The sequence below is a fragment of the Azospira sp. I09 genome, from assembly GCF_009177135.1.
Classification (GTDB): Bacteria; Pseudomonadota; Gammaproteobacteria; order Burkholderiales; family Rhodocyclaceae; genus Azospira; species Azospira oryzae.
The window spans coordinates 1880846-1897840 of sequence record NZ_AP021844.1; the positions used below are offsets into that span (position 1 = coordinate 1880846).

At 63.1% G+C, this 16995-nt stretch carries 16 protein-coding genes and 1 tRNA gene; 6 read left to right on the forward strand and 11 right to left on the reverse strand.

The features are described from left to right. Positions 1-238: 238 nt before the first annotated feature. Both AZSP09_RS08740 and AZSP09_RS08745 read left to right on the forward strand, forming a co-directional pair. Positions 239-2098 (forward strand): phosphoenolpyruvate carboxykinase (GTP), encoded by a 1860-nt coding sequence (locus AZSP09_RS08740; RefSeq protein ID WP_152089793.1) that lies wholly within the window; start codon positions 239-241, stop codon positions 2096-2098. Between the two features lie 99 nt (positions 2099-2197). Further along, a complete protein-coding gene (locus AZSP09_RS08745; RefSeq protein ID WP_152089794.1) occupies positions 2198-3355 on the forward strand; it encodes a pyridoxal phosphate-dependent aminotransferase in 1158 nt (385 codons plus the stop codon). Between the two features lie 145 nt (positions 3356-3500). Here AZSP09_RS08745 and AZSP09_RS08750 read toward each other — a convergent pair whose 3' ends face one another. The 7 genes from AZSP09_RS08750 to ispB all read right to left on the reverse strand — a co-directional run bounded on the left by AZSP09_RS08750 (position 3501) and on the right by ispB (position 10001). Then, complete coding sequence (locus AZSP09_RS08750; protein WP_152089795.1) at positions 3501-4529, reverse strand: hypothetical protein; 1029 nt, start codon at positions 4527-4529, stop codon at positions 3501-3503. 471 nt (positions 4530-5000) lie between these two features. Beyond that, positions 5001-5573, reverse strand: coding sequence for a 1,6-anhydro-N-acetylmuramyl-L-alanine amidase AmpD (ampD, locus tag AZSP09_RS08755; protein ID WP_152089796.1), 573 nt, complete (start codon positions 5571-5573; stop codon positions 5001-5003). Further along, entirely contained in the window at positions 5573-6946 is a 1374-nt protein-coding gene (locus tag AZSP09_RS08760; RefSeq protein WP_152089797.1) for a sigma-54-dependent transcriptional regulator, read from the reverse strand. The genes ampD and AZSP09_RS08760 overlap by 1 nt, the downstream gene beginning before the upstream one ends. Next, positions 6927-8540: a two-component system sensor histidine kinase NtrB gene (locus AZSP09_RS08765; RefSeq protein ID WP_152089798.1), complete on the reverse strand. Its 1614-nt coding sequence runs from the start codon at positions 8538-8540 to the stop codon at positions 6927-6929. The genes AZSP09_RS08760 and AZSP09_RS08765 overlap by 20 nt, the downstream gene beginning before the upstream one ends. Positions 8541-8549: 9 nt before the next feature. Further along, entirely contained in the window at positions 8550-8774 is a 225-nt protein-coding gene (locus AZSP09_RS08770; RefSeq protein ID WP_152089799.1) for a PP0621 family protein, read from the reverse strand. A gap of 153 nt (positions 8775-8927) precedes the next feature. After that, a tRNA-Pro gene (locus AZSP09_RS08775) sits at positions 8928-9004 on the reverse strand. 28 nt (positions 9005-9032) lie between these two features. Continuing rightward, a complete protein-coding gene (ispB, locus tag AZSP09_RS08780; RefSeq protein WP_152089800.1) occupies positions 9033-10001 on the reverse strand; it encodes an octaprenyl diphosphate synthase in 969 nt (322 codons plus the stop codon). Between the two features lie 233 nt (positions 10002-10234). Here ispB and rplU point away from each other — a divergent pair, with 233 nt between their 5' ends. The 4 genes from rplU to proB all read left to right on the forward strand — a co-directional run bounded on the left by rplU (position 10235) and on the right by proB (position 13110). Continuing rightward, a complete protein-coding gene (gene rplU, locus AZSP09_RS08785; RefSeq protein WP_014235285.1) occupies positions 10235-10546 on the forward strand; it encodes a 50S ribosomal protein L21 in 312 nt (103 codons plus the stop codon). Between the two features lie 18 nt (positions 10547-10564). Further along, complete coding sequence (rpmA, locus tag AZSP09_RS08790) at positions 10565-10825, forward strand: 50S ribosomal protein L27 (RefSeq protein WP_014235286.1); 261 nt, start codon at positions 10565-10567, stop codon at positions 10823-10825. Positions 10826-10888: 63 nt separating this feature from the next. Then, positions 10889-11980 carry an Obg family GTPase CgtA gene (gene cgtA, locus AZSP09_RS08795; protein ID WP_152089801.1) on the forward strand — a complete coding sequence of 364 codons (1092 nt, stop codon included), beginning with the start codon at positions 10889-10891 and terminating at the stop codon, positions 11978-11980. Next, complete coding sequence (gene proB / locus AZSP09_RS08800) at positions 11977-13110, forward strand: glutamate 5-kinase (RefSeq protein ID WP_152089802.1); 1134 nt, start codon at positions 11977-11979, stop codon at positions 13108-13110. Before cgtA ends, proB begins: the two co-directional genes overlap by 4 nt. A 147-nt stretch (positions 13111-13257) precedes the next feature. On the opposite strand, the gene AZSP09_RS08805 is transcribed toward proB, so the two are convergent. From AZSP09_RS08805 to AZSP09_RS08820, 4 genes are all read right to left on the reverse strand, one after another. Further along, the gene (locus AZSP09_RS08805) at positions 13258-14379 is read right to left on the reverse strand and encodes a porin (protein ID WP_152089803.1); all 1122 of its coding nucleotides are present in this window, start codon (positions 14377-14379) and stop codon (positions 13258-13260) included. 222 nt (positions 14380-14601) lie between these two features. Next, positions 14602-15405: an indole-3-glycerol phosphate synthase TrpC gene (gene trpC / locus AZSP09_RS08810; RefSeq protein WP_152089804.1), complete on the reverse strand. Its 804-nt coding sequence runs from the start codon at positions 15403-15405 to the stop codon at positions 14602-14604. Then, entirely contained in the window at positions 15402-16424 is a 1023-nt protein-coding gene (trpD, locus tag AZSP09_RS08815; RefSeq protein WP_152089805.1) for an anthranilate phosphoribosyltransferase, read from the reverse strand. The genes trpC and trpD overlap by 4 nt, the downstream gene beginning before the upstream one ends. Next, complete coding sequence (locus tag AZSP09_RS08820; protein WP_152089806.1) at positions 16421-16993, reverse strand: aminodeoxychorismate/anthranilate synthase component II; 573 nt, start codon at positions 16991-16993, stop codon at positions 16421-16423. Before AZSP09_RS08820 ends, trpD begins: the two co-directional genes overlap by 4 nt. Positions 16994-16995 lie beyond the last annotated feature (2 nt).

Here is a 16995-nt window from a genome sequence, read left to right on the forward strand (position 1 = left end):
GTTCCTCTCCTGCGATCTCCGACAGCGACGCCCTCCGCGCCGTGTGTCTGTGCGCGTGCCCCACAGTGAGCAAACGGTCGCTCCCCAAGAAGAGCCGCACTCAGGAAAACCAGGACAACGCGCTCCGCGAAAAGCTCGCCCGCCCTCACCGAGGTCGGGCGTTTTCGTTTTGGCGGTCCTGATTTCTCTTTAGTTTCATTTTTCGGATTTTTTACCTCTTCCTGGAGACCTGGAGACCATGAGTACTTCCAACACCGTCGCCCCGATCAACGCTCCCGATTACGTCAAACACGAGGACCTCAAGAAATGGGTGGCGGAAATCGCCGCCCTCACCCAGCCTGACCGTGTTTATTGGGCAGACGGTTCCCAGGAGGAATACGACCGCCTGTGCGCCGAAATGGTCGCCGCCGGCACCCTGATCAAGCTCAACGAAGCCAAGCGCCCCAATTCCTACCTGGCCTTCTCCGATCCTTCCGATGTGGCCCGTGTCGAAGACCGCACCTACATCTGCTCCGAGAAGAAGGAAGACGCCGGCCCCACCAACAACTGGGAAGAGCCCGCCAAGATGCGCGAGACCCTCAACGGCCTGTTCAAGGGCTGTATGAAGGGCCGCACCATGTACGTCATCCCCTTCTCCATGGGTCCCCTGGGCTCCCCCATCGCCCATATCGGCATCGAGATCACCGACTCCGCCTACGTGGTTGTGAACATGCGCACCATGACCCGCATGGGCAAGGCCGTCAGCGAACTGCTGGGCACCGATGGCGAGTTCGTGCCTTGCGTGCACTCCGTGGGCGCCCCCCTGGAGCCGGGCCAACAGGATTCCAAGTGGCCCTGCAACCCCACCGTCAAGTACATCGTGCACTACCCCGAGACCCGTGAAATCTGGTCCTACGGCTCCGGCTACGGTGGCAACGCCCTGCTCGGCAAGAAGTGCTTCGCCCTGCGCATCGCCTCCACCATGGCCCGCGACCAGGGCTGGCTGGCCGAGCACATGCTGATCCTGGGCGTGGAATCCCCCGAAGGCGAAAAGACCTACGTGGCAGCCGCCTTCCCCTCCGCCTGCGGCAAGACCAACTTCGCCATGCTGATCCCACCCAAGTCCTTCAACGGCTGGAAGATCACCACCATCGGCGACGACATCGCCTGGATCAAGCCCCGCGTGGACAAGGACGGCGTCACCCGCTTCTACGCCATCAACCCGGAAGCCGGCTTCTTCGGCGTGGCCCCCGGCACCAGCGAGAAGACCAACTTCAACGCCCTGGCCACCCTCAAGGAAAACATCATCTTCACCAACGTGGCCCTGACCGATGACGGCGACGTGTGGTGGGAAGGCCTGACCAAGGAAGCCCCGGCTCACCTGATCGACTGGCAGGGCAAGGACTGGACCCCGGAAGACGGCAAGGCCGGTCGCAAGGCTGCCCACGCCAACTCCCGCTTCACCGCTCCGGCCGCCCAGTGCCCCTCCATCGATCCGGCCTGGGAAGATCCCGCCGGCGTGCCCATCTCCGCCTTCATCTTCGGCGGCCGCCGCGCCACCACCGTGCCCCTGGTGTACCAGGCCTTCAACTGGAACTTCGGTGTGTACATGGCCGCCACCCTGGGCTCCGAAACCACCGCTGCCGCCTTCGGCGCCCAGGGCGTGGTGCGTCGCGACCCCTTCGCCATGCTGCCCTTCTGCGGCTACCACATGGGCGACTACTTCAACCACTGGCTGAAGATGGGCCACACCGTGGAAGCCACCCCGAAGATCTTCTGCGTGAACTGGTTCCGCGTGGACGAAGAAGGCAAGTTCATGTGGCCCGGCTTCGGCGACAACATGCGCGTGCTGAAGTGGATCGTGGAACGCTGCAAGGGCACCATCGCCGCCAAGGAAACCAAGCTGGGCTGGATGCCCCGCTTCGAGGACATCGACTGGACCGGCACCGACGTCGACAAGGCCGACTTCGACGCCCTCACCACCGTGGACGCCGATGCCTGGCAGAAGGAACTGGAACTGCACAAGGAATGGTTCGACAAGCTGGGCGAAAAGCTGCCCAAGGAACTGACCCTGAAGCGCGAACTGTTCGAACTGGGCCTGTTCAAGGACGTCGCCTAAGCACCAGCGCCTGCGCTAAGATTGAGAGGCCGCCCCAGGGCGGCCTTTCTTTTTGCCCGCAGCCCCCCCCCTACACCCACCGCCCCACGGAAAACCGCCATGCCCGTCTCCGCCCCCCGTCTCGCCGACATCGCCCCCTTCCACGTCATGGAACTGCTGGGCCGGGCCCGGGAGCTGGAAGCCCAGGGGCGGGACATCATCCATATGGAAGTGGGCGAACCGGACTTCCCCACTCCGGACCCCATCCTCGCCGCCGCCCGGGAATTCCTGCAGGACGGTCGCGTCTTCTACACCCCGGCCCTGGGCCTGCCCGAGTTGCGGGAAGCCATCTCCGGCTTCTATCGGCAGCGCTACGGCATCGCCGTGCCGGCCAGCCGCATCGCCATCACCGCCGGCGCCTCCGGCGCCCTCACCCTGGCCCTGGCCTGCCTCGCCGCCCCCGGCAGCGAGTGGCTGCTGACGGACCCGGGCTATCCCTGCAACCGCCATTTCGTACGCGCCTTCGAAGGCGTTCCGGTCAGCATCCCGGTCGGCGCCGCCAGCAATTTCCAGCCGACCCGCCAGGACCTGGAGCAGCACTGGAACGAACGGACCGCCGGCGCCCTCTTCGCCTCGCCGGCCAATCCCACCGGCACCATGCTCGGCGCCGCCGAACTGGCCGACATCGCCGACTTAGTGCGCCAGCGCCAGGGACAACTGATCATCGACGAAATCTACCACGGCCTCACCTACAACGGCGACGCCCCCACGGCCCTGGCGGCCGGCGACGACATCTTCGTCGTCCAGAGTTTCTCCAAGTATTTCCAGATGACCGGCTGGCGCCTGGGCTGGCTGGTCATTCCCGAACCCTTCGTGCGGGACGTGGAGAAGCTGGCCCAGAACCTCTTCATCTCGGCTTCCACACCGGCCCAGCACGCCGCCCTGGCCGCCTTCCAGCCGGAGACCATCGCCCTGCTGGAACAGCGCCGCGCCGAATTCAAGGCCCGCCGGGACTATCTGGCACCGGCCCTGGAAGCCATCGGCTTTCGCATCACCGCCCAGCCTGAAGGCGCCTTCTATCTCTACGCCGACTGCAGCACCCTGACCGACGACAGCTTCGGCTTTGCCCGCCGCCTATTGGAAGAGGCCGGCGTCGCCATCACTCCCGGTATCGACTTCGGCAACCACGGCGCCAGCAGCCACGTCCGCTTCGCCTACACCAACGCACAAGCACGCCTGGCCGAAGGCGTGGAACGGATTCGCCAGCTACTCGCCTGACACCCGCCAGCACCGGGCCCCACTCGCAGCCTCCAGCACCATGTTTCCCAATCCGCCTGCTGACTTGCCCGGCGGATTCCCCAAAAGAAAACGGACAACAACCCCCTAGGTCGGGGGTTGTTGTCCGTTGTGCCTGTTCCGCCGCTTATTTCGGGCGGGAGCCGGTCGGAAAAGGCCAGGCGGCAGCCGGGTTCAGGGCGGACTTCAGGCCCGGAGTGGCGGCGGTGGAGGGGGTCGGAGCCGGCGCCGGAGCAGCGGCCGGAGCGGCAGCAACTTCGGGCTTCTTCTCTTCCACCTTGGCGGGAGCCGCAGCGGGTTTGGCCGGAGCAGCCTTCTTTGCAGCGGGCTTGGCGGCAGCCTTAGCGGGAGCAGCCTTCTTCGCGGCGGGCTTGGCAGCAGCCTTAGCGGGAGCAGCCTTCTTCGCAGCGGGCTTGGCAGCAGCCTTAGCGGGAGCAGCCTTCTTCGCAGCGGGCTTGGCAGCAGCCTTGGCCGGAGCAGCCTTCTTCGCAGCGGGCTTGGCGGCAGCCTTAGCGGGAGCAGCCTTCTTCGCAGCGGGCTTGGCAGCAGCCTTAGCGGGAGCAGCCTTCTTCGCAGCGGGCTTGGCAGCAGCCTTAGCGGGAGCAGCCTTCTTCGCGGCGGGCTTGGCAGCAGCCTTAGCGGGAGCAGCCTTCTTCGCGGCGGGTTTGGCAGCAGCCTTGGCCGGAGCAGCCTTCTTCGCGGCGGGCTTGGCAGCAGCCTTGGCCGGAGCAGCCTTCTTCGCGGCGGGCTTGGCAGCAGCCTTGGCCGGAGCAGCCTTCTTCACAGCGGGCTTGGCAGCAGCCTTAGCGGGAGCAGCCTTCTTCGCGGCGGGCTTGGCAGCAGCCTTAGCGGGAGCAGCCTTCTTCGCGGCGGGTTTGGCAGCAGCCTTAGCGGGAGCTGCCTTCTTCGCGGCGGGCTTGGCAGCAGCCTTGGCCGGAGCAGCCTTCTTCGCGGCGGGCTTGGCAGCAGCCTTAGCGGGAGCAGCCTTCTTCGCGGCGGGCTTGGCAGCAGCCTTAGCGGGAGCAGCCTTCTTCGCGGCGGGCTTGGCAGCAGCCTTAGCGGGAGCAGCCTTCTTCACAGCGGGTTTAGCAGCAGCCTTCGCCGGGGACTTCTTGTCCTTGGCGGCCTCGGTCTTCGTCTTCTTTGCGGTTGCCATAAATAACCTCCTTCTCCAGGATCGAAAATTGGCTTTAAGACACAACGGACAAAACGAGATCCGCCCGGGAAAAGCACGGACCATTCATCGACCTTCCGGAGGAAGCGCCGGTTGAATACGGAGCGGCAACACGCGAACGAGCTGAAGACGCGTGAGCGGCAATACGCAACGACGCCAGCAGGCGTCGGCAGAAAAATTCGGGGAGGAGGCTGGACGTTGCCGCAGGTCGACGGCAACGGAAAGAACCGGGGACAAACGCGATGGGATGGAAAGGGCGGGGCGTCATTCTCGGCTCTTGGCGATTCACGGTCGCGGAGGGGTGAAGAAGCCGAGTCCCGCGCCAGTCTTGGCGTTCCGGGATTTGCTTTGCAGCTGTTTTGGCGTGCTTGCGTAAGTGACCACTAGATTTAGTGTGCCCATTGTGATTTGGGCCTAATTCTAGTAATGGGGTATTTCCTATGCAAGTGTTTTTTAACTCTTTTGCATGGCTGGAAAGCGCACGGTTGCGAACTCGCAACGCAATTGCTGCCAGTCGAAATGGGGGCCGGGATCGGTCTTGCGCTGGGGGGCGATGTGGCAATGCCCGGCCACCGCACTGATGGGGTAGTGCTGGAGAATGGCTTGCAGCAAGGATTTCAGGGCATCGTACTGGGCCGACTCGAAGGGCATGGCATCGCATCCTTCGAGCTCGATGCCGATGGAAAAATCGTTGCAGCGCTCCCGCCCCTGCCACTCGGAGACACCTGCATGCCATGCACGCTTGTCGCAGGACACGAACTGCACCAGCTCGCCATCACGACGAATCAGGAAGTGGGAAGAGACACGCAGATGGTGAATGGCAGCGAAGTAGGGATGGGCTGCCGGGTCCAGGGTGTTGTCGAACAGATCGAAAATCCAGGGGCCGCCGAAGTCGTCGGGCGGCAGGCTGATGGCGTGGATGACGACCAGGCTCGGCCGCTCTCCCTCGGGCCGCTCATCCTGATTGGGCGACTCGCGCCGCACTGCGCCGGCCAGCCAGCCCTCGGCATCGAAGCGTTCCGTCATCACTCGATCCCCAGACGAGCCATGCGATAGCGCAGGGAGCGGAAGGTGATGCCGAGCAGGCGCGCCGCCGCCGTGCGATTGCCCTGGGTCTGAACCACCGCCTCCTGAATCGCCTGACGCTCCAGACGATCCAGATAGGTATCGAGAGACTCGCCGCCACGCCCTTCGGAACCGGCATCGGGGTGACCGTCATCGGCAGGGGAAAGCTGCAGGTCGCCTTCGTCGATCTCGCTGCCACTGCATAGCGCCGTGGCCCGCTCGAGAATATTCTCCAGTTCGCGGACGTTGCCGGGGAAGGTGTAGCGACACAGCGCCGCTTCGGCCGCGGGCGTCAGCGGCAACGCCGGCGCCTGATGAGCCAGACGGTCGAGACAGGCGCGGGCCAGCTGGGGAATGTCCTCGGCCCGCTCCCGCAGCGGCGGCATGCGCAACTCGATGACGTTGAGACGGTAGTACAAATCCTGGCGGAAGGTGCCGGCCTCGACGCAGGCCTTCAGGTCCTGGTGGGTGGCACAGATGAGGCGCACATCCACCGCCTCCTCCACGGTGGCGCCGACCTTGCGCACCCGCTTTTCCTGGATGGCCCGCAGCAGCTTGACCTGCATGGACAGGGGCAGGTCGGCCACCTCGTCGAGAAACAGGGTGCCGCCCCCCGCCGCCTGGAAGAATCCTTCCCGATCCTGCTCGGCACCGGTGAAGGCGCCCTTGCGATAACCGAAGAACTCGCTTTCCATGAGGTTCTCGGGGATGGCCCCGCAGTTCACCGGAACGAAAGGCGCCTGGCTGCGGTTGCTCTGCTCGTGGATGAGGCGGGCCGCCAGTTCCTTGCCGCAGCCGGATTCGCCGGAGATGTAAACCGGCGCCTGGCTGCGGGCCAGCTTGGCGATGATCTCCCGCACCGTGCTCATGGCCCGGGAATCGCCGAGCAGCTGCAGAGCCTCGCTGCGCGGCGCCCCCTCGGCCGCGGATGCCACCGGCAGATCGATGGCCGACTTGATCAGGGTACGCAGCTGATCCAGGGCCACCGGCTTGGCCAGATAGTCGAAGGCCCCGGCCTTGAGGGCCGCCACCGCGTTCTCGGTGCTGCCAAAGGCGGTGATCACGGCCACCGGCGTCTCGCTGTACTGCTCGCCGATGAGGCGCACCAGTTCCAGCCCTTCCCCATCGGGCAAACGCATGTCGGTCAAGCACAGCTGGTAAGACTCCCGGGCAAGGAACTCCCGAGCCTCGGCCACGGTGCCGGCGCAATCCGCCGCCAGCCCCATGCGCGACAGGGTGAGGTCCACCAGTTCCCGGATATCCGCTTCGTCATCCACCACCAGCACCCGGGCCAGCGCCCCCCTGGCGCGGCGTTCACCTTTGGCCTGAGCCATGCCCTCTCCTTCCCGTTATTCTGAAATGGGCTCCACCGGCCCTGGACTCGCTCAACAACTCCAGCTGCGCCCCATTGGCTTCGCACAGTTCCCGCGCAATGTGGAGCCCCAGGCCGGTCCCCTTGCCATGGGTGGTAAAGAACGGTTCGAACACCTGCTCCCGGATGGCTTCGGGAATGCCGGGCCCATCATCCTCCACATGCAGCTCCACCATGCCGCCATTGCCGTAGGCAACGCGCAGTTGCACGCTACCGGGTTGTTGCCGACTGTGCCGCAAGGCATTGCTGAGCAGATTCCACAGCACCTGGTGCAGATGGGTGCGATCAAACTCCAGTTCGGCTCCGGCCAATCCTTCCAGACACAGCACGCCGGGAGCCGCCTCCGCCTTGGACTGCAACTCGTCCAGATAGGCCGCCAATGCAGCATTGAGATCGATGGACTCCGGATGGCAGCGGTCCCGCCGTCCCAGCTCGAGTACGTCGCGCACGATGCGCTCCAGGCGCTGGGTATTGTCCAGGATGATGCGCACCAGTCGGGCATCCCCGCCCTTCGGGTCTGCATCTTCCCGCAGCAGTTCACCGGCATGGCTGATGGCGGACAGGGGATTGCGGATTTCGTGGGCGATACTGGCGGTCAACCGCCCCAGGGCCGCCAGCTTCATCTGGCGGGACTCCTCGCGCAGGCGGTCCATGTCCTCCAGCAGAATCAGGGTGTCACCGGCACTGCTCGGGGTCTCGAGAAAACGGGCGAACAGCTGCTTGCCGTTGCGCGGGACGTGGAAGACCAGGCCACTCTCGTCCTTGCTGCCTTCCCGCCGCCGCCAGCGGAGAAAGTGCCCTTCCAGGGCCGGCGAACAGCGCTCCAGGTTGCCAGCCTCCCCCGCCGTCAATCCCAGGAGCGCCTCGGCCCGGGGATTATGCAGGTGCACCTCGCCCAGAGGGCTGACCAGCAGGACGCCGTCCTGCATTTCCTCGATCACCCGCTGACTGACACAGACCTGGTTGGCCAGCGCTTCGCCGCGCTTGCGCGCCAACTCTTCGTTGGCCACCACGCGACTAGCCAGGAGACGGGCCGAAATCGCCGAGGTAAAAAAGCCAGCCCCCAACAGGCCGACCTGGAAAAAGGCGGAGGGGTCGAATTCGCTGCTCAAGGCCAGCAGCAACTGCTGGAACAGCATGGAAAGGGTTGCCAGGGCCGCATAGAAAAGCACCAGCCGCCCCTGCCCGACCAGCCCCGCCCCGGCCAGCGAGACCAGGAGCATGGCCCCCAGGCCACCACGCAGCCCCCCGCTGGCATGCATCAGGACCGTCAGGGCCACCACATCCAGGAGCACCTGGCCCGACAACTGCAGATTGAAATGACGACGCCAGAAGGCCAGCAACAACACCGAGCAGGCAGTGGCCAGGCAATAGACGAAGGCCGTCCACGTATAGAGGGACTGATCGGTGGCCGGCACCAGTTCGAAGCTGGACGGATGCAGATAGGCCGCCCCATAGAGGAGGAAGGCGGCAACCAGGCGGTAGAAATTGAAATAGCGCAGCGACTTCCAGTGCGCTTCGGAAACCTCGACAGGCGGAACGTTCAGGAACGACAAGGCACGCCCTCAGCCATCGTCACGAACAACATGCTCGGCGCAGCAATAGGGATGCCCCCGAACCACCAGAGCATCGCTTTCCGGCAGATAGACGCCACAGCCATGACACACCACCATCCGCTCCACCGGCGGGTTGACGGGGGCCCCACCGCCCAATCCACGCGATACGCCGCCCCCCCTGAACCACCACCAGGCGAGGCCGACAAAAAGAATGAACAACAGAAACTTGGACATGGCATTCCGGCTGCACAAGCAATCAGAGCGACAGCATAGCAGAGGCTCCACCACGGCCACGAGGCCCGGGGCCGGCGAAGAACAGCCGCGCTCCAAGGGCCACCCACACCCGGAAAACAAAAAAGCCACTCGGATGAGTGGCTTTCTGAAAATTGGTCGGGGTGAGAGGATTCGAACCTCCGACTCCTGCGTCCCGAACGCAGTACTCTACCAGGCTGAGCTACACCCCGACTCGCTCACTGCAACTTTCGGGAAAAGTCAGAAACTTCTCGTCACAGCGAAGACTGACAATTCTACCAGCGAATCTTTGTATTGAGAAGCCGGAAGCGCTTGCAGTGCGCGCACCGCCACTTCCGACTCGAGCCTGGCCTGCTTCAGGGTGTGCTCCAGAGCACCGGTGGCACGAATGGCTTCCAGCACGGCAGGGAAGTCATCCCGCCCGCCTTCCTCAATGGCGCGACGCACACAGGCAGCCTGCTCCGGGGAACCGTTCTGCATCACATAAATGAGAGGCAGCGTAGGCTTGCCTTCGGCCAGGTCGTCACCCAGATGCTTGCCGGTCTCGGCCTCGTCGGCGGAATAGTCCAGAACATCGTCCACCAGCTGGAACGCGGTCCCCAGATGCATGCCGTAAGCTGCCAAACCTTCCTCGACCTCCGGCGTCGCCCCCCCCAGGATTGCCCCCAGCCGGGCCGCCGCCTGGAACAGCTTGGCAGTCTTGTAGCGGATCACCTGCAGGTAGCGCTCTTCATCCACGTCCGCATCGTGGCAGTTCATCAACTGCAGCACCTCGCCCTCGGCGATGATGTTGGTGGCATCCGCCAGCACCTGCATGATGCGCATGTTGCCTACGGACACCATCATCTGGAAGGCGCGGGAATAAAGGAAATCGCCGACCAGCACGCTGGCAGCATTGCCAAACAGGTTATTGGCCGTCTCCCGGCCCCGGCGCAGTTCCGACTCGTCCACCACATCGTCGTGCAACAGGGTGGCGGTGTGGATGAATTCCACCACCGCCGCCAATTCATGGTGATTGACACCCTTGTAGCCCATGGCACCGGCAGCCAGCAGCACCAGCACCGGACGCAGGCGCTTGCCGCCGCTGCTGATGATGTACTCGGCCACCTGACGAACGAGCACCACATCGGAATGCAGGCGCTGACGAATGACGGCATCCACCGACTTCATGTCGGGGCCGATCAGAGCATTGATTTTTTCGAGAGCCACGGGAACGTTTCGAGAGCGTAAAGGAAAGGACGGCCACAACAGCCGGAAAAGCAACGGCAGAGGCCTTCAGCACAGGCTCCCAGCCAAGCCGCTGCATGGTAGGCGCGCGCCCGAGGATGGTCAAGCCGCCCGGCCGGCGGACGCGGCGACCAAAGAACGGAAGTCTTTGACGCGACGTCTAAAATCCGTATAATGCACGGTTCTTTGTTACACCCTTTGTTATCGGAGTCCCTATGTACGCGGTCATAAAAACCGGCGGCAAGCAATATCGCGTCGTCGCTGGCGAAAAACTTAAAGTAGAACAGATACCGGCAGACATCGGCGCACAAATCACTCTCGACCAGATCCTCATGGTAGGCGAAGGCGAGGCTGTGAAAATTGGCGCCCCGCTGGTTCAGGGCGCCTCTGTCCAGGCTACCGTGGTTTCCCACGGCCGCCACGACAAGGTCAAGATTTTCAAGATGCGCCGTCGGAAGCACTACCAGAAGCACCAGGGCCATCGTCAGAACTACACCGAGATCCGCATCGACGGCATCTCTGCCTGATCGAGGAGTTAATACACCATGGCACACAAAAAAGCTGGCGGTAGTTCCCGCAACGGCCGCGACTCGGAATCGAAGCGACTTGGCGTAAAGCGCTACGGCGGCCAACTGGTGGCAGCCGGTAACATTCTGGTTCGTCAGCGTGGCACCGAATTCCATCCCGGCGAAAACGTCGGCATCGGCAAGGACCACACCCTGTTCGCCCTCGTTGAAGGTCGCGTGCAATTCACCATCAAGGGTGAAAAGCGCCGCCGCACCGTGAGCATCGTTCCCGCCGCCTAACCCGCGCTTTAAGGAACCAAGGAGAGCCCTATCCTCGCGGTAGGGCTTTTCTGTTTATACCCTATGAAATTCATCGACGAAGCCAAGATCCTGGTCATCGCCGGCAAGGGCGGCAACGGCGTTGCCTCCTTCCGCCGGGAAAAATACATCCCCATGGGCGGTCCGGATGGCGGCGACGGTGGTCGCGGCGGCAGCATCTATGTCATTGCCGACCGCAACATCAACACCCTGATCGACTACCGCTACACCCGCAAATTCCTCGCCCAAAACGGCGAAAGCGGGCGGGGCGCCGATTGCTACGGCAAAGGCGGCGACGACATCATCATGCACATGCCGGTTGGCACGGTCATTAGCGATGCCGTCACCGGTGACGTACTGGCCGACCTGGACAAGGACGGCAAGAAGGTCCTGCTGGCCCAAGGCGGCCGGGGCGGACTGGGCAACATCCACTTCAAGTCCTCCACCAACCGCGCTCCCCGTCAGTGCACCAAAGGCGAACCCGGAGAAGAAAAAGAACTGAAGCTGGAGCTGAAAGTGCTCGCCGACGTAGGCCTGCTGGGCCTGCCCAATGCGGGCAAGAGCACCTTCATCCGCGCCGTATCCGCCGCCCGCCCCAAGGTTGCAGACTACCCCTTCACCACCCTGCACCCCAATCTTGGCGTGGTGCGGGTCGATGACAACAAGAGCTTCGTCATTGCCGACGTCCCGGGCCTCATCGAAGGCGCAGCCGATGGCGCCGGCCTCGGAATCCGCTTCCTCAAGCACCTGGCCCGCACACGTGTGCTGCTGCACATCGTCGATATTGCCCCGATGGATCCGGACGCCGATCCGGTTGCCGACGCCATCGCCATCGTCGGCGAACTGGAAAAATACAGCCCCGAACTCGCCAGCAAGCCGCGCTGGCTGATCCTCAACAAGCTTGACCTGCTCCCCGAGGAAGAGCGCCAGGAACACGTGGACGCCTTCTTGTCCGCCTACCGGGAAAGATCCGGTTTCGACGGCCCCGTATTCCCCATTGCCGCCATCAGCGGCGAAGGCTGCCGCCCCGTGGTCTACGCCATCCAGGCCGCCCTGGAGGAAATCAGGAAGCAGGACGAGGCAGCGGAGGAGTCCGGGGAAAGCCCCCTCACCCCCTCACCAAGCGTAGACGAATGAGCCCAACCACCAGTCGTACGGCCAATGCGGGGCGCCTAGTCGTCAAGGTCGGCTCAGCCCTTGTCACCAACAATGGCGCCGGGCTCGACCTAGCCGCCATTCACGAATGGGCGCGCCAGATCGCCGAGCTCCGCCACAACGGCAAACAGGTGGTCCTGGTTTCCTCAGGCGCCATTGCCTGCGGCATGCAACGACTGGGCTGGCAGAAGCGTCCCAAGGCCGTGCACGAACTCCAGGCCGCCGCCGCCGTCGGCCAGATGGGCCTGGCCCAGGTCTATGAATCAGCCTTTAGCGCCCACGGCCTGCACACTGCCCAGATTCTGTTGACCCACGACGATCTGGCCGACCGCAAACGCTATCTGAATGCCCGGGCCACACTGACCACGCTGCTCGAACTGGGTGTCGTCCCCATCATCAATGAGAACGACACGGTCGTTACTGACGAAATCAAATTCGGCGACAACGACACCCTGGGCGCCCTGGTCGCCAACCTGGTGGAGGCAGACTGCCTCATCATCTTGACCGACCAGCCCGGCCTCTTCACCGCCGACCCGCGCAAGGACCCTTCCGCCACCCTGATCACCTCAGCCCGCGCCGGCGACCCCGCCCTGGAAGCAATGGCCGGCGGCGCCGGCACCCAGATCGGCACCGGCGGCATGATTACCAAGGTCCTCGCCGCCAAGCGGGCCGCCCGCAGCGGCGCCGACACTGTCATTGCCAGTGGCAGGGAAAAAAGCCCTCTCACCCGTCTTGCTACCGGAGAATCCGTCGGCACTCTGCTTGTCGCCGACACCTTGCCGATGACCGCCCGCAAACAATGGCTGGCAGACCATTTGCAGCTGGCAGGAAAACTGACGCTCGACCAGGGAGCCACCCAAGCCCTGCGCCAAGGGAAGAGTCTGCTGCCAGTAGGGGTACGGGAAGTTCACGGCGACTTCGAGCGGGGAGCCGCCGTAGCCTGCCTGGATGAAAGCGGCAGGGAAATCGCCAGGGGCCTCTGCAATTACGGCAGCAGCGAAGTTCGCCTCATCGCCAAGCATTCGTCCAGCGATATCGAGGATATCCTCGGCTACATGGAAGAGCCGGAACTCATCCATCGCGACAACATGGTCTGCCTGCACGAGAAATAGCGTTCACGACCTCAACAATAAAAAAGGCGCCTTGCAGGGCGCCTTTTTTATTGTCCACTCCCGCCGGAGCCCGGAATGAGCAAAAACAAAACGGGCGCCCGAAGGCGCCCGTTTTAACAACTATTACTTCAGGTCGTCGAAAGACGATTAGAAGGAGTGGTTGATACCCACGTTGAACTGGGATTCGTTGTTCAGACCGCCACCAGAGGCGTGCTGGACGGAATAAGCAGCACGGTCATCATTGTTAATCTTGGAATAAGCGGTATACAGCTTGGTACGCTTGCTCAGCAGATAGTCAGCACCGATAGCGACTTGATGAGCATCAGCGTTGCTAGTCAGCTTATCCTTCAGATTGACATAGGAAGCCTTCAGGACAACCTTGGCACCGATAGGAGCAGACACACCCAGCAGCCAGTTGCGGATCTTGTCGTCGTCAGCACCATTGACTTCAGTCTTGTTAGTGCTGTAAGCAGCAGACAGAGCCAACACACCGAAGTCATACTTACCAGCCAGAGTGGTGCTGGTCAGCTTGCCATCGCCAGCGGCAACAGCAGCGGAATTACCCCAAATACCGGTGTTAGCATTCCGCACCCAAGCAGCGCCAGCGGCCACTGCATCATTCTCCAGCTTAACCTGATGATAGTTCAGGCCAACAGTCAGAGGACCATTGGTATAAACCGGAGCGATAGCAAACAGACGGCCTTGCTTCTTGGCGTTGCCAGACAGGGACTCCTGGTTGTCCAGCGCGTTGGTGCCGTAGGCAGCAGTCACGGTGAAACCATTGAAGTTCGGGGAAACGTAAGCAGCGGTGTTGTTCACGCGGATGGGATCGTAACCAGCAGCGAACAGGTTGTTAGCACGACCACCGGTACCCAGACCGAACGGGTCGATTTGAGCCATCAGGGTGTAGTGGGGGGTGTAGATGCGGCCACCGATCACGGTACCGAAACCGCCGGTCAGACCAACGTAGGACTGACGACCAAAGGTACGACCTTGACCGGAGGTACCGTCATCCAGGTTCAGACCCATTTCGAAGTTGAACAGAGCCTTCAGGCCGTTGCCCAGATCTTCGGTGCCCTTGAAGCCCAGACGGGAGCCGGAGGCGATACCGGAGTCAAAACGGGTAGTTTGACCCTTGGTGGCGCCATCAAAAGAGCCGTTCACGGCCAGACCGAAGTCAGCAACACCGTAAACTTGCACGTTGGATTGAGCGAAAGCGGCGCCGGAAGCCAGAGCGGCAACGGCCAGAGCGATGAATTTCTTTTGCATCAGGTTTTCTCCTCTTGCAATTAGGAAAGGTAGCGTTCTTCGCCTACCCCTTTTAAATACCTCTCTTACGAGAAGTTGAGACGGATTGTGGCAAACCCACCTAGGGGGAGCAACGAGAACGGCAGGATGCCGACATTCCCACCTTAAAGTTGTTGTGTTTTTACAACACAACACTCAACACCAGCGCCTTCACCTACGCCCAAAGCCATAAGGACCGGCCCTTCAGCCCTTGGCGAAGAGTTGTTGCAGGGCTTCCCCGGGGGACGGGCAGCGCATGAAGGCTTCGCCGACCAGGAAGGCTTCGACCTGGTTGGCTCGCATGAGGGCCACGTCCGCTGCACCCAGGATGCCGCTCTCCGTCACCACGATCCGCCCGTCGCCGATCTCCGGCAGGAGGCCTAGGGTGGTCTGCAGACTGACCTCAAAGGAACGCAGGTTACGATTGTTGATACCCATCAGCGGAGTCTTCAGTTGCAAGGCCTGCTCCAGCTCCTGGCCGTCGTGGGACTCGACCAGCACCCCCATGCCCAACTCCATGGCCAGAGCTTCCATCTCCCGCATCTGCGGCAGGCTGAGGGCCGCCACGATCAGCAGGATGGCATCCGCCCCCATGGCCCGGGCTTCATAGACCTGATAGGGGTCGACCAGAAAATCCTTGCGCAACACCGGCAAAGCGCAAGCGCCGCGGGCCGCCTGCAGGTATTCGGGCGCACCCTGGAAATACTGCCGGTCCGTCAGGACCGACAGGCAGGCCGCACCGTGGGCTTCATAATCCGCTGCAATGGCGGCCGGATCGAAGCTCTCCCGGATAACGCCCTTGGAAGGACTGGCCTTCTTGATTTCCGCGATCACCGCCGATTGCCCGCCGGCAATCTTGCGGCGGATGGCCCCGACGAAATCCCGGGCCGGATCGGCCTTGACCCGGGCTTCGGCAGCGGTACGAATGGCGGCCAGGGGCATGGCGGGCAGGGCGGCAGCCACCTCTTCCCGCTTGGTGGCGAGAATCTTGTTGAGGATGTCGCTCATGCGGCAACCCCGGTAAAGCGCACGAATTCATCCAGCTTGGCCCGGGCGGCACCGCAGACAATGGCATCCAGCGCCTTTTCCACCCCCTGGGCCATGGAGTCGGCCAGGCCGGCCACATACAGGCTGGCACCGGCGTTCAGGGCCACGATATCCCGGGCCGGACCGTGACGCCCCTCCAGGGCGGCCAGCACCATGGCCTTGGACTCCTCCACATTGCCCACGCGAATCACCCGGGGATCGTGCACCGGCAGGTTGAAATCCTCCGGATGGATCTCGTATTCATGGATGCGCCCATCCTTCAGCTCGCCGATGAGGGTGCGGCCGGAATTGGAAATCTCATCCAGACCATCCACGCCGAAGACGGTGAAGGCCCGCTGGGAACCCAGGCGCTGCAGCACCCGGATGAGGATGCCCACCAGATCGGCATGGAACACCCCCAGCACCTGGCGCTCGGCGCCGGCAGGGTTGGTCAGGGGCCCGAGGATGTTGAAGATGGTGCGCACCCCCAGTTCGCGTCGCACCGGGGCCGCATGCTTCATGGCGCCATGATGGTTGGGGGCGAACATGAAGCCGATACCCACCGTATCGATACATTCGGCGATGCGCTCCGGCGGCAGGTTGAGGTTCACACCCAGGGCTTCCAGCACGTCCGCCGAGCCGCTCTTGGAGGAGACGGAACGTCCGCCGTGCTTGGCCACCTTGGCCCCGGCGGCGGCACAGACGAACATGGAGGAGGTGGAGACATTGAAGGTATGGGCGCCGTCACCGCCGGTGCCCACGATGTCCACCACGGCGGACGGGTCCCGCACCGGCACCTTGGTGGCGAACTCGCGCATCACCTGGGCGGCGGCAGCGATTTCACCGATGGTTTCCTTTTTCACCCGCAGGGCCGTGGTGATGGCGGCGATCATCACCGGGCTCATTTCGCCGGACATGATCTGGCGCATCAGCTCCAGCATTTCGTCGTGGAAGATTTCCCGGTGCTCGATGCAGCGGGTCAAGGCTTCTTGCGGGCTCATTTGGCGTGCTCCTTGAGGAAGTTCTGCAACATGTCGTGGCCGTGCTCGGTGAGGATGGACTCGGGGTGGAACTGGACCCCTTCCACCGCCAGGGTCTTGTGCCGCACCCCCATGATTTCGCCGTCGTCGGTCCAGGCAGTGATCTCCAGGCAGTCCGGCAGGCTTTCCCGCTCGATGGCCAGGGAGTGGTAGCGGGTGCAGGTCACCGGATTGGGCAAGCCCTTGAAAACGCCCTGATCATTGTGATGCACGGGCGAAGTCTTGCCGTGCATCAGCTTCTTGGCATGCACGATGCGCCCGCCGAAGGCCTCGCCGATGGACTGGTGGCCCAGGCACACGCCCAGCAGGGGAATCTTGCCGGCGAATTCGCGGATGGCGGCCAGGGAAACCCCCGCCTGCTGGGGCGCACAGGGCCCCGGGGAAATCACCAGATAGTCCGGATCGAGACGGGCGATCTCACCCAGGGTGATGGCGTCGTTGCGATAGACGCGCACATCCTGGCCCAGTTCGCCGAAGTACTGGACGATGTTGTAGGTGAAGCTGTCGTAGTTGTCGATCATCAGCAGCATGG

Excerpts from the sequence above, each read along its gene's own strand:
- AZSP09_RS08740 (WP_152089793.1), top strand. The coding sequence starts at position 239 with ATGAGTACTTCCAACACCGTCGCCCCGATCAACGCTCCCGATTACGTC.
- AZSP09_RS08745 (WP_152089794.1), top strand. The coding sequence starts at position 2,198 with ATGCCCGTCTCCGCCCCCCGTCTCGCCGACATCGCCCCCTTCCACGTC.
- AZSP09_RS08750 (WP_152089795.1), bottom strand. The coding sequence starts at position 4,529 with ATGGCAACCGCAAAGAAGACGAAGACCGAGGCCGCCAAGGACAAGAAG.
- ampD (WP_152089796.1), bottom strand. The coding sequence starts at position 5,573 with ATGACGGAACGCTTCGATGCCGAGGGCTGGCTGGCCGGCGCAGTGCGG.
- AZSP09_RS08760 (WP_152089797.1), bottom strand. The coding sequence starts at position 6,946 with ATGGCTCAGGCCAAAGGTGAACGCCGCGCCAGGGGGGCGCTGGCCCGG.
- AZSP09_RS08770 (WP_152089799.1), bottom strand. The coding sequence starts at position 8,774 with ATGTCCAAGTTTCTGTTGTTCATTCTTTTTGTCGGCCTCGCCTGGTGG.
- rplU (WP_014235285.1), top strand. The coding sequence starts at position 10,235 with ATGTACGCGGTCATAAAAACCGGCGGCAAGCAATATCGCGTCGTCGCT.
- rpmA (WP_014235286.1), top strand. The coding sequence starts at position 10,565 with ATGGCACACAAAAAAGCTGGCGGTAGTTCCCGCAACGGCCGCGACTCG.
- cgtA (WP_152089801.1), top strand. The coding sequence starts at position 10,889 with ATGAAATTCATCGACGAAGCCAAGATCCTGGTCATCGCCGGCAAGGGC.
- proB (WP_152089802.1), top strand. The coding sequence starts at position 11,977 with ATGAGCCCAACCACCAGTCGTACGGCCAATGCGGGGCGCCTAGTCGTC.
- AZSP09_RS08805 (WP_152089803.1), bottom strand. The coding sequence starts at position 14,379 with ATGCAAAAGAAATTCATCGCTCTGGCCGTTGCCGCTCTGGCTTCCGGC.
- trpC (WP_152089804.1), bottom strand. The coding sequence starts at position 15,405 with ATGAGCGACATCCTCAACAAGATTCTCGCCACCAAGCGGGAAGAGGTG.
- trpD (WP_152089805.1), bottom strand. The coding sequence starts at position 16,424 with ATGAGCCCGCAAGAAGCCTTGACCCGCTGCATCGAGCACCGGGAAATC.
- AZSP09_RS08820 (WP_152089806.1), bottom strand. The coding sequence starts at position 16,993 with ATGCTGCTGATGATCGACAACTACGACAGCTTCACCTACAACATCGTC.